This window comes from Anaeromyxobacter sp. PSR-1, assembly GCF_000964525.1.
GTDB lineage: Bacteria > Myxococcota > Myxococcia > Myxococcales > Anaeromyxobacteraceae > Anaeromyxobacter.
In genome coordinates this window covers 1-10,945 of record NZ_BAZG01000147.1, presented here as the reverse complement: position 1 = coordinate 10,945, position 10,945 = coordinate 1, and the positions used below count along the sequence as shown (strand labels likewise).

At 75.3% G+C, this 10,945-nt stretch carries 12 protein-coding genes; 7 read left to right on the top strand and 5 right to left on the bottom strand.

Features of this window, described 5'->3' with window-relative positions; genetic code table 11:
• The 7 genes from PSR1_RS17565 to PSR1_RS17535 all read left to right on the top strand — a co-directional run.
• On the top strand, positions 1–282 hold a 282-nt coding region (locus PSR1_RS17565; protein WP_237758109.1), incomplete at its 5' end, for an STAS domain-containing protein.
• Positions 275–643 carry a response regulator gene (locus tag PSR1_RS17560; RefSeq protein ID WP_059438747.1) on the top strand — a complete coding sequence of 123 codons (369 nt, stop codon included), beginning with the start codon at positions 275–277 and terminating at the stop codon, positions 641–643. The genes PSR1_RS17565 and PSR1_RS17560, both read left to right, overlap by 8 nt.
• Before the next feature lie 10 nt (positions 644–653).
• Positions 654–2,648: a chemotaxis protein CheA gene (locus PSR1_RS17555; protein ID WP_059438746.1), complete on the top strand. Its 1,995-nt coding sequence runs from the start codon at positions 654–656 to the stop codon at positions 2,646–2,648.
• An 87-nt stretch (positions 2,649–2,735) separates the two neighbouring features.
• The gene (locus tag PSR1_RS17550) at positions 2,736–4,583 is read left to right on the top strand and encodes a methyl-accepting chemotaxis protein (RefSeq protein WP_059438745.1); all 1,848 of its coding nucleotides are present in this window, start codon (positions 2,736–2,738) and stop codon (positions 4,581–4,583) included.
• 25 nt (positions 4,584–4,608) lie between these two features.
• Positions 4,609–5,166, top strand: a complete 558-nt coding sequence (locus PSR1_RS17545; RefSeq protein ID WP_059438744.1) for a chemotaxis protein CheW — start codon at positions 4,609–4,611, stop codon at positions 5,164–5,166.
• Positions 5,147–6,058, top strand: a complete 912-nt coding sequence (locus tag PSR1_RS17540) for a protein-glutamate O-methyltransferase CheR (protein ID WP_059438743.1) — start codon at positions 5,147–5,149, stop codon at positions 6,056–6,058. Before PSR1_RS17545 ends, PSR1_RS17540 begins: the two co-directional genes overlap by 20 nt.
• 3 nt (positions 6,059–6,061) lie before the next feature.
• On the top strand, positions 6,062–7,150 hold the full coding sequence (locus PSR1_RS17535) for a chemotaxis response regulator protein-glutamate methylesterase (protein WP_059438742.1): 1,089 nt from the start codon (positions 6,062–6,064) through the stop codon (positions 7,148–7,150).
• A gap of 14 nt (positions 7,151–7,164) precedes the next feature.
• Here the strand turns inward: PSR1_RS17535 and PSR1_RS17530 are convergent, their stop codons facing one another.
• The 5 genes from PSR1_RS17530 to PSR1_RS17510 form a co-directional block, all read right to left on the bottom strand.
• Positions 7,165–7,944, bottom strand: a complete 780-nt coding sequence (locus tag PSR1_RS17530) for a flagellar motor protein MotB (protein WP_059438741.1) — start codon at positions 7,942–7,944, stop codon at positions 7,165–7,167.
• 15 nt (positions 7,945–7,959) lie between these two features.
• Positions 7,960–8,745 carry a flagellar motor protein gene (locus PSR1_RS17525; protein ID WP_059438740.1) on the bottom strand — a complete coding sequence of 262 codons (786 nt, stop codon included), beginning with the start codon at positions 8,743–8,745 and terminating at the stop codon, positions 7,960–7,962.
• A gap of 3 nt (positions 8,746–8,748) precedes the next feature.
• Entirely contained in the window at positions 8,749–8,985 is a 237-nt protein-coding gene (locus PSR1_RS17520; protein WP_059438749.1) for a flagellar FlbD family protein, read from the bottom strand.
• 42 nt (positions 8,986–9,027) lie between these two features.
• Positions 9,028–10,314 (bottom strand): flagellar hook protein FlgE, encoded by a 1,287-nt coding sequence (locus PSR1_RS17515; protein ID WP_059438739.1) that lies wholly within the window; start codon positions 10,312–10,314, stop codon positions 9,028–9,030.
• 31 nt (positions 10,315–10,345) lie between these two features.
• The coding region (locus PSR1_RS17510; RefSeq protein WP_059438738.1) for a flagellar hook assembly protein FlgD at positions 10,346–10,945 on the bottom strand (600 nt) is incomplete at its 5' end.

The window sequence follows — 10,945 nt, the reverse complement described above, 5'->3', positions numbered from 1 at the left end:
CTGCCGGAGGACCTGACGATCGCGCGGGCGGAGGCGCTCCGGGCGCTGCTGCTCGAGGCGCTCGAGCGCGGGGAGGATCTCGCGCTGGGCGCCGGGGCGGTCGCGTCGGCCGATGCGGCGGGGCTGCAGGTGCTGTGCGCCGCCGCGCGCAGCGCCGCCGCGCGCGGCGTGCGGTTTGGGCTCGACGCGCGCAGCGAGGCGCTCGCGGCCGCGGTGGCGCGGTCCGGGCTCGGTCGCGCGCTCGAGGGAAGCTGGCTGGACGTGGAGGATCGAGATGGCTAGGTGCGTGCTCGTCGTGGACGACTCCGCGAGCGTCCGGCTCGCCGAGCGGGTCGTGCTCACCGGGGCGGGGTACGAGGTGCTGGAGGCGGTCGACGGGCAGGACGCGCTCGCGAAGCTGGCGGCGCGCCCGGTGCATCTCGTGCTCACGGACCTCAACATGCCCAACCTCGACGGCGTCGGGCTCATCCGCGCGGTGCGCACCGACCCCGCGCACCGGCTCACGCCGGTGGTGATGGTGACCACCGAGTCGGAGCAGGCGCGCAAGCTGGAGGGGAAGGCCGCCGGCGCCACCGGCTGGATCGTGAAGCCGTTCACCCCCGAGCAGCTCCTCGCCGTGGCCGCGCGCCTGCTGGGCGCCTGAGGAGGACACGATGCGCTCCCTGGAGCAGCTGGCGGCGAGCTACCGCGAGGAGGCGGGCGAGCGGGTGGCGGAGCTGGAGGCCACCCTGCTCGAGCTGGAGCAGGCGCCGGACGACGCCGAGCTCGTGTCGCGCGCCTTCCGCGCGCTGCACACGATCAAGGGCTCGGGCGCGATGTTCGGCTTCGACGAGGTGGCGGCGTTCACCCACGAGCTGGAGACCGTGTTCGAGCACGTCCGCGGCGGACGGCTCGCCGTCACCCGCGAGCTGATCGGGCTCGCGCTCGCCGGCAAGGACCTGGTCCGCGGCATGCTGGACGGCGAAGGCGGCGCGGACGGGCGCGAGCGCGATCGGCTCGTGGCGGCCTACCGGGCCCTCGCGCCGGACGCGCAGGGCGGGGCGCGGGCGCCGGCCGTCGGCGAGCTGGCGGACGCCGGATGCGGCGCGGGCGGGGACGCGGCAGCGGCGCTCGGGCCGCGCACCTGGCGCATCGCCTTCGAGCCCAGCCCGGACCTGTTCGAGAACGGCACCAATCCGCTGGGGCTGCTGGACGAGCTGTCGACGCTCGGCCCATGCGTGGTGGTGGCGCGGACCGACGGGATCCCGCCCCTCGAGGAGCTCGCGCCGGAGCGGTGCCACCTGGCCTGGGAGGTGACGCTCACCACCGACCGCGGCGAGGACGCCATCCGCGACGTGTTCGCCTTCGTCGAGGACCGCTGCACGCTGCGCGTCCAGGCGCTCCCCGACGCGGAGGCCGCGCCTGCCGCCCCTGCCGCCCCCAGCCCGGCCCTGGCGGCCGGGGCCGGGGAGGTCGCGCGCTCCACCGGCGGCCCGGCCCGGTCGCCCGAGGCGGCCTCCAGCGTGCGGGTCGCAGCGGCCAAGCTCGACCACCTGGTGGACCTGGTGGGCGAGCTGGTGACCGCGCAGTCCCGGCTGGCGCGGCTCGCCGCGCAGGCGGAGGACGCGGAGCTGGCCGCGGTGTCCGAGGGGCTGGAGCGGCTCACCGCCGACCTGCGCGACACCGCGCTCGACCTCCGCATGGTGCCCATCGGTACGGCGTTCGGGCGCCTGCGGCGGGTGGCGCGCGACCTCGCGGCCGACCTCGGGAAGGAGATCGAGCTGGTGACGGAGGGCGCCGAGACGGAGCTCGACAAGACCGTCATCGAGCGGCTCGGGGACCCGCTCGTGCACGTGATCCGGAACGCCTGCGATCACGGCATCGAGACTCCCGAGGCCCGGCGCGCCGCCGGCAAGCCGCCGCGCGGGACCATCTCGCTCTCGGCCCGCCAGGCGGGCGGCAGCGTGGTCGTCGAGGTCCGCGACGACGGCGCCGGCATCGACCCGGCGGCGGTGCGCGCCCGGGCCGAGGCCCGGGGCCTGCTGCAGCCCGGTGCGCGCGTCGGCGAGGCGGACCTGCTCAACCTCGTGTTCCAGCCCGGGTTCTCCACCGCGCGGACGGTCACCAGCGTCTCCGGGCGCGGCGTCGGCATGGACGTGGTGAAGCGGTCGGTCGAGGCGCTGCGCGGGGCCGTGGCCCTGGAGAGCGCGCCGGGGGCCGGCACGGCGCTGCGCATCGAGCTGCCGCTCACGCTCGCGATCATCGAGGGGCTGCTGGTGGAGGTGGGCGGGGGCAGCTACGTGCTGCCGCTCGCGGCGGTGGAGGAGTGCGTCGGGCTCACCGCCGCGGAGGTGGAGGCCGCGCGCGGGGCGCACCTCGCGCCGGTGCGGGGCGAGCTCGTCCCGTACCTGCGCCTCCGGGAGGTGTTCGAGGTGCGCGGCGCGCGGCCGGAGCACGAGCAGATCGCGATCGTGCGGACCGAGGCCGGGCGCTGCGGCCTGGCGGTGGACCAGGTGGCCGGCCAGCTCCAGGCCGTCATCAAGTCGATGGGGCAGATGTTCCGCAACGTGAAGGGGCTCTCCGGCGCCACCATCCTCGGCGACGGGAGCGTCGCGCCCATCCTGGACGTCGCGGCGCTGTTGAAGGAGCACGCGGCCCGCGCTGCGTGAGGCGAAGTCGACCGCAGGACGCCGGCCCCTCGGCGGGGCCGGCGCAGACGCGCCGCTCGCCCTCGCGCGCGACGCAACGGAGACCGTATGCGCTGGTACGAGAACCTCGGGATCACCGCGAAGCTGCTCGTCGGGTTCACCCTGGTCGCGCTGATGGCGGGGGTGGTGGGCGGGGTGGGGTACAGGCAGCTCAACACCCTGAACGCGGCCGACAGCTTCCTTTACCACAAGTGCACCCTGTCCCTGAAGTACCTCGCGGAGATGGTCGCGAGCTACCGCGGCCAGAAGTCCGAGCTCCAGGACGCGCTGGGCGAGAGCAACCGCTCGGCGCGCGAGGCGCCGCTCGCGAAGCTCGAGGCGTACGAGGCGCGCTTCCAGGACCGCATGAAGCGCTACCCGGAGACGTTCTCCACCGACGCGGACCGCAAGGCGTTCGCGGAGCTGGAGGGGCTGCACCGCGCGTACTCGGCCGCCCGCGACCGGGTGGCGGCGCACATCCGGGCGGGCGAGGACCAGCGCGCGCAGGCGGTGCTGCGCGGGGAGCTGGCGACCGCGTTCGAGGCCGAGCGCGCGGCGCTCCAGGCGATGCTGGACTCGAACGACGAGGTCGCGCGCCAGACCAGCGAGGCGAACGACGCGCTGGCCGAGCGGGCCAACCGGCTGATGCTGGTGATCGCCCTGGCGGCCATGCTGCTCGCGGTGGGCCTCGGGATCCTCGTCGCGCGCACCATCAGCCGGCCCATCGGGGCGATGGTCACCGCGGCGGAGCGGATGGCGATCGGCGATCTGGACGTCCAGCTCCGCGAGGATCGCAAGGACGAGGTGGGCGTCCTCGCCCGCGCGTTCGCGGCGATGAACCACGCGCTCGGCGGCATCACCCGGGCGGCGCAGGAGGTCGCGGGCGGCAACCTGCAGGTCCGGCTCGAGGCGCGCTCGGACAAGGACGAGCTGCTCCGCGCGCTCTCCGAGATGGTCCACCGGCTCACCGAGGTCGTGCAGGGCGTGAAGGTGGCCGCGGACGGCGTGGCAGCCGGCTCGGAGCAGCTCAGCGCCGCGTCCGAGCAGACCAGCCAGGGCGCCACCGAGCAGGCCTCGTCCATCGAGGAGATCTCCGCGTCGATGGAGGAGATGGGCTCGAACATCCGGCAGAACGCGGACAACGCCTCGCAGACCGAGCAGCTCGCGACGAAGGCGGCCGGCGTCGCGGCCGAGGGCGGCGAGGCGGTGGCCCGCACGGTGGAGGCCATGAAGCAGATCGCGGGCAAGGTCTCGATCATCGGCGAGATCGCCCGGCAGACGAACCTGCTCGCGCTGAACGCCGCCATCGAGGCGGCGCGCGCGGGCGAGCACGGCAAGGGCTTCGCGGTGGTCGCCTCCGAGGTGCGCAAGCTCGCCGAACGCAGCCAGAAGGCGGCCGGGGAGATCAGCGAGCTCTCCGCGAGCAGCGTGTCGGTGGCGGAGAAGGCGGGGGAGCTGCTCGGGCGCATCCGGCCCGAGGCGCAGAAGACCTCCGAGCTGGTGCAGGAGATCAGCGCCGCGAGCCGCGAGCAGGACACCGGCGCCGCCCAGATCTCCAAGGCCATCCAGCAGCTCGACCAGGTGATCCAGCAGAACGCGGCCGGCGCCGAGGAGATGAGCTCCACCGCGGAGGAGCTGACCGCCCAGGCGGTGAAGCTGCAGGAGCTGATCGCGTTCTTCCGCCTTGCGGACGGCGCCGGGCGTGGCGCGGTGCGCGCGGTGGCGCCGGCGCGACCGGCCGCCCGGCCGGCCCTGCGCGCCCCGAAGGCCTCGAAGGTTCCGAACGCCCCGGCGCGGCCCGCGCCGGTGCCGAAGCCGGTGCCGAAGCCGGCCCGGCCCGCCGCGCCGTCCGAGGCCGGCGTCCGCATCGAGCTCGCCGAGGCCCCGGAGCCGGAGCCGGGCTACCAGGCTTACTGAGCGCCCCGCGCGACCGGAGAACGCCATGGACGCGTCGGCCTCGACCCGAAGCCAGCAGTACCTGACCTTCACGCTCGACGGCGAGCACTACGCCGTCGAGATCGAGCGGGTGCGCGAGGTGCTCGAGTTCACCGGGGTGAACAAGGTGCCGCGCACCCCCGACTTCCTGCGCGGCATGATCAACCTCCGGGGCGACATCGTCCCGGTGGTGGACCTGCGCCTGAAGCTCGGCCTCTCCCCCACGGAGCGGACCATCGACACCTGCGTCGTCATCACCGAGGTCACGGCCGACGGCGAGCCCCTCGTGCTCGGCGCCCTGGCCGACTCGGTCCAGGAGGTGATCGAGCTCGATCCGGCCGCCATCGCGCCGCCGCCGCGGATGGGCGCGCGGGTGGACACCGCCTTCATCCGCGGCATGGGCCGGCGCGAGGACCAGTTCCTCGTGATCCTCGACATCGAGCGGGTGCTCGCGGAGGACGGGCTGCGCGCCCTGACGGAGCCGCTGGGCGCGGGCGTCCCTCGGGGCGCGGCGCCGGACGGCGCCGGGGCGGAGCGGGTGGGCGATGCAGGGCTCGCGGGCTGATCGGCACGCGGCGGACGGCGGCCCGACCGGTCCGGCGGCGAGCCGGCTCGGCGGGCCGCCCGCGCTCTCGCCGCGCGACTTCGCGCGCCTGAGCGCGTTCATCGAGGGGCGCTGCGGCATCCGCATGCCCCCCTCGAAGCGGACGCTGCTGGAGTCGCGGCTGGGGCGCCGCGTCCGCGAGCTGGGGCTCGCCGGCTTCGGCGAGTACTGCGAGCACGTGCTGGGCGGCGCGGCAGGCGACGAGGTGGTCCGGATGGTGGATCACGTGACCACCAACAAGACGGACTTCTTCCGCGAGCCGCACCACTTCGAGCTCCTGGCCCGCGACGTGCTGCCGGCGCTCGCCGCGGAGCGCGGCGCGGGGACGCGGCGGCCGCTCCGGCTGTGGAGCGCCGGCTGTTCCACCGGCGAGGAGCCGTACACGCTGGCGATGGTGCTGCTCGAGGCCGGGCGGCAGGCGGCCGGGCTGCGCTTCGGGATCCTCGCCACCGATCTCTCCACCCGCGTGCTCGAGCGCGCGCGCGGCGCCGAGTACACCGAGGCGCAGGTCAGGCCCGTGCCGCTCGCGCTGCGGCGGCGATACCTGCTGCGCAGCGTCCGCGATCCGCAGGTCGTCCGGGTGTGCCAGCGGGTGCGCGAGCTCGTCGCGCTCGAGCAGCTCAACCTGCTGGACCCCGACTACCGGCTCCGCGACCGGATGGACGTGATCTTCTGCCGCAACGTGTTCATCTACTTCGAGCGCTCGGTGCAGGAGCGCGTCCTCCTCCAGTTCGCGCGCGTCCTCTCCCCGGGCGGCTTCCTCTTCCTGGGACACGCGGAGAGCATCGCCGGGCTGGAGGTGCCGTTCGATGCGGTGGCGCCGACCGTCTACCGCCGGCGGGAGGGCGGCTAGCGCATGCCGCCCGGGCCGGAGCGCCCCGCGCGGCGCGTGCGCGTGCTGGTGGTGGACGACTCGGCGCTGGTGCGCGAGACGCTCACGGCGGTGCTCGCCTCCGACGCCGGGATCGAGGTGATCGGCGCCGCCGGCGACCCGTACGCCGCGGTGGAGCGGATGCGCCGGCAGGCGCCCGACGTCATCACGCTCGACATCGAGATGCCGCGCATGGACGGGCTGACCTTCCTGCGCAGGCTGATGGCGCAGCACCCGATCCCGGTGGTGATCTGCTCCAGCCTGGCGACGGCCGGCGCCGAGCCGGCCCTGCGCGCGCTGGAGTGCGGGGCGGTGGACGTGGTGGCGAAGCCGCGCGTCGGCACGCGGCGGTTCCTGGAGGAGTCGCGGGTGCGCCTCTGCGACGCGGTCAAGGCGGCCGCGCGGGCCCGGCTCGGCCGGCCGCGGGCCGGCGCGCCGCTGGTGCAGCCGAAGCTCACCGCCGACGCCGTGCTGGCCCGCCCGCGCCCGGACGCGGTGCTGCGGACCACCGAGCGGGTGGTGGTGGTGGGCGCCTCCACCGGCGGGACCGAGGCGCTGCGCGAGCTGCTCGCCGCGCTCCCGGGGGACGCGCCCGGGCTGGTGATCGTGCAGCACATGCCGGAGGTCTTCACCGCCGCCTTCGCGCGCCGCCTCGACGGGCTCTGCGCGATCGCGGTGAAGGAGGCCGCCGACGGGGACGCGGTGGTGCCGGGGCGGGCGCTGATCGCGCCCGGGAACCGGCACACGCTGCTCCGGCGCAGCGGCGCCCGCTACCACGTGGAGGTGCGGGACGGCCCGCTGGTGTCCCGCCACCGCCCCTCGGTGGACGTGCTGTTCCGATCCGCGGCGCGCTACGCGGGCCGGAACGCGGTGGGCGTCATCATGACCGGGATGGGCGACGACGGGGCGCGCGGCCTGGCCGAGCTGAAGCGCATGGGCGCCGACACGATCGCGCAGGACGAGGCCACCTCGGTCGTGTTCGGCATGCCGCGCGAGGCCATCCGGCTGGGCGCGGCGGACCGCGTGCTCCCGCTGCCGGCCATCCCGCCGGAGCTCTTGCGGCTGTGCCGCTGAGCCGCGCGCCGCGGCTACTCCTCCTGCGCCGCGGCCCCGAGCAGCTCGTCCTTCGGCTCCAGCTCCAGCACCAGCTCGACGCGCCGGTTCCGCTCGTGCGCCTCGGGCGTCGCGTCGCCGGAGAGCGGGTGCGCCGAGCCGAGGCCCACCGCGGAGAGCCCGGCGGGCCGCGCCGCGTGCGCCTGCTCCAGGTAGCCGACCACCGTGGCGGCGCGCGCCGCGGAGAGCTCCCAGTTGCTGATCCACCGCCCGCCGCCGCCCACCGGCGTCTCGTCGGTGTGGCCCTCCACCCGCAGCGGGCGGCCGAGCGGCACGAGCTCCTCCGCGATCGCGTCGAGCAGGGCCAGCGCCTGCGGCCGGAGCGCGGCCTGGCCCGGGTCGAAGAACTCGGTGGCGGCGAGCCGGACGGTGAGCCGGCGCCCCTCCACCAGCACCGAGACCACCGGCACCGGCCGGCGCTCCATCACGAACGGCCGCACGCGCCGCTCGATCCGCTTGCGCAGCAGCTCGATGCCGCGGTGCTCCTGCCGCATGCTGGTGCCGGCCTCGAGGGCCGGCCCGCCGCCCTCGCTGGGCGGCCCGTCGAACAGCGGCAGCGCCCCGGTCCCGCCGGTGCCGGAGAAGTGCATGGCCCAGCGGATGGACTCCGCCGCCTGGACCACGCGCTTGTTGTCCACGCGCGACACCGCGTACATGACCACGAAGAACGCGAACAGCAGGGTCATGAAGTCGGCGTAGGACACGAGCCAGCGCTCGTGGTTCTCGTGCTCCTCCTCGCGGCGTCGGCGGGCCATGGGTCCTCGCGCCGCCTAGGCGGCCTTGCGGCGGGGCTCCGCCTCGCGCGCGGCCGGCGGCTCCCCGCTGTAGGCGCGCAGCTTCTCCTCCAGGACGCGCGGGTTGATGCCCTCCTGGATGGCGAGCACGCCCTCGGTGACGAGCGTCTTGCGGTCGCGCTCCGCGGCCAGCTTGCGCTTCATCTTGTTCGCGAACGGGAGGAACAGGACGTTCGCGCTCCCCACGCCGTAGACGGTCGCCACGAAGGCGACGGCGATGCCGCCGCCGAGCTTGGACGGATCCGACAGGTTCTCCATCACGTGGATGAGGCCGAGCACGGCGCCGAGGATCCCGACGGTGGGGGCGAACCCGCCGGCCGCCTCCCAGACCTTCGCCCCGACCGCGCGCTCCTCGAAGTCCGCGTCCACCGCGGCCTCCAGGGTGGAGCGGGTCACCGAGGCGTCCACGCCGTCCACCACGAGCTGGAGCGCGCGGCGCAGGAACGGGTCCGGGATCCCGGGGAGCTTCCCCTCGAGCGCGAGCACGCCGTCGCGGCGCGCCACGCCGGCGTAGTCCACCAGCTCGCGCGAGAGCGCGCCCAGGTCCACCTTGCGCTCGGTGAACACGAGCTTGAGCTGCGAGAGCGCCCTGCCCACGTCGCGGCGCGGGAACGCCACCAGCACCGCGCCGAAGGTCCCGCCGAATACGATCAGCGCCGCGGTGGCCTGGAGGAGCGAGCCGACGTGCCCACCCTCCAGCGCCTGGCCCAGCAGGATGAGGCCCACGGCGACGACGATCCCGGCGATGGTGGTGACGTCCATGGCTCACTCCTCGGGCGCGGGGCGGGGGAGCGCGACGAGCGCGCCGGGCCGCGCCGGGCCCGCGGCGATCCGGCGGCGGAACGCGATCACCCGCTCGACCACCTCGTCCGGCGGCTCGCGCACCATGAGGTGCAGGCCGCCGTCGAGCAGCAGCACGGTGTCGGGGGTGGCCTCGGCGGTGAGGATCCGGTCGGCGTTGACGACGAGCGGCCTGCCGTCGAGGCGCGTGAGGACGATCATGAGCGGCTCCCGATCGTCCATCGGCACGCCGGGCGGCGGCCTTTAGCGCTTCATGGCGATGAGCTCGGAGAGGAGCTGATCGGCGGTGGTGATGGTCTTGGAGTTGGCCTGGAAGGCCCGCTGCGCCGCGATGAGCCGCACGAACTGCTCTGCCAGGTCCACGTTGGACTGCTCCAGCGAGCCGGCCACGATGGACGCGCGCCCGCCCGAGCCGGCCGCGCCCACCACCGGCTGGCCCGAGCCCGGCGTCTGCTGCAGCAGGTTGCCGCCGGCGCGATCGAGCTGGTCGGGCGCGGCGAAGCCCGCCACCGCCACCTGGCCGAGCACGCGGGTCTGGCCGTTGGTGAACACGCCGGAGATGACGCCCTCCGGCCCCACGCGGACGGAGGCGAGCTGCCCCGAGCCGTAGCCGTCCTGGCCGATGAACGTGCTGGCGGAGGCGGCCGCGAACTGGGTCACGCCGGCGAGGCCGGTCCCGCCGGCGCCGGTGGGATCGCCGAAGGAGAAGTCGAGGGGCTGGGGGGCGGCCTGGCCGGCCGGGGTGAAGCTCGAGGACTGCGTCATCGCGGTGAGCTCGCCCGCGTCGCCGAACGCGAGCGTGCCGCCGGCGATCTCGGTGAGCTGGCCGGCGGTGCCGCCGGCCACGCCGGCGCCGTCGGTGAGGGCGTGCCAGTCCCAGGCGCCGTCGCCGGTCTTGCGGAAGTAGACCTGCACCGCGTGGCTGCCGCCGAGCGCGTCGTACACCGTCATGGTGGTGGAGAAGTTCGAGGTCGCGCCCGGGCTGGCCGGATCCCACGCGGCGGTCGGCACCGCCGCGTCGGCCTGGAGGTTCGCCTTGAGCGTGAGCCGGGTGGTGGCGCGCGGCTGGGCGGAGGCGGTGCCGACGAGCAGGTCGGCGGGCAGGCCGGCCAGCGCGCCGGCGGGATCGGCGGGGAACCCCTGCACGCGCAGGCCCTCCAGGTTCACCAGGTAGCCGTCGTCGTCCACCGTGAACTGGCCGTCGCGCGTGTAGAACGTGCCGGTCTGGCCGGCGTGCGCGCCGCGCACCACGAAGAAGCCGTTGCCCTGCAGCGCCAGGTCGGTGGCGAGGCCGGTGGAGGCGAGGGCGCCCTGGGTCAGGATCTTCTGGACGCCGCCGAGGCGCGCGCCGAGGCCGATCTGGCCGTTGCCGCCGATGACGGTCTGCGAGAGGGCGTCCTCGAAGGCGGCGCGGCCGGACTTGAAGCCGACGGTGTTGGCGTTGGCGATGTTGTCGCCGACCACCGAGAGCTCGAGCGAGGAGGCCTGGAGGCCGGTGGTGCCGGAGGAGAGCGCGGTGAGGAGAGACATGGGGCTTCCTTTCGTGCGGCGGGGCTGGGGATCAGGCCGCGGGGGCGGCGAGCTGGAGGACGTCGGAGAGCTTCACGTGGCGCCCGCCCACCAGCAGCTCGGGCGCCTGGTTCTCGAAGGTGACGCCGGTGACCGTGCCGCGCAGGCTGGTGGCCGCGTCGAGCTCGGTGCCGTCGGCGCGCGTGGCGGAGACGGTGAGCAGGTAGTCGCCGGCCGGGAGCGGCTCGCCCGACGCGTCCCGGCCGTCCCAGCTCACCGGGAACGTCCCGGCCTCGCGCGCGCCGAGCGGGAGCGTGCGCACCACCCGGCCGCTCGCGTCGGCGAGGATCGCCACCGCCTCGCCGGCGTCGGCCGGGAGCGTGACCTCGAAGCGGGCGGGCGCGCCGGGGTCGAGGCGCACGCGGTCGGCGCGGAAGAGCACCTCCTTGCCCACCAGCGCCGCGGTGCCGAGCTGGTTCGACGAGGCCTGCGCCACCGCGAGCGTGTCGAGCTTGTCGCCGAGCGCGCCGAGCTGCTCGACCGACGAGAACTGCGCGAGCTGCGCCACGAACGCCTGGCTGTCCATGGGCGACAGCGGATCCTGGTGCTGGAGCTGCGTGGTGAGGAGCTTCAGGAACGCGTCCTTGCCGAG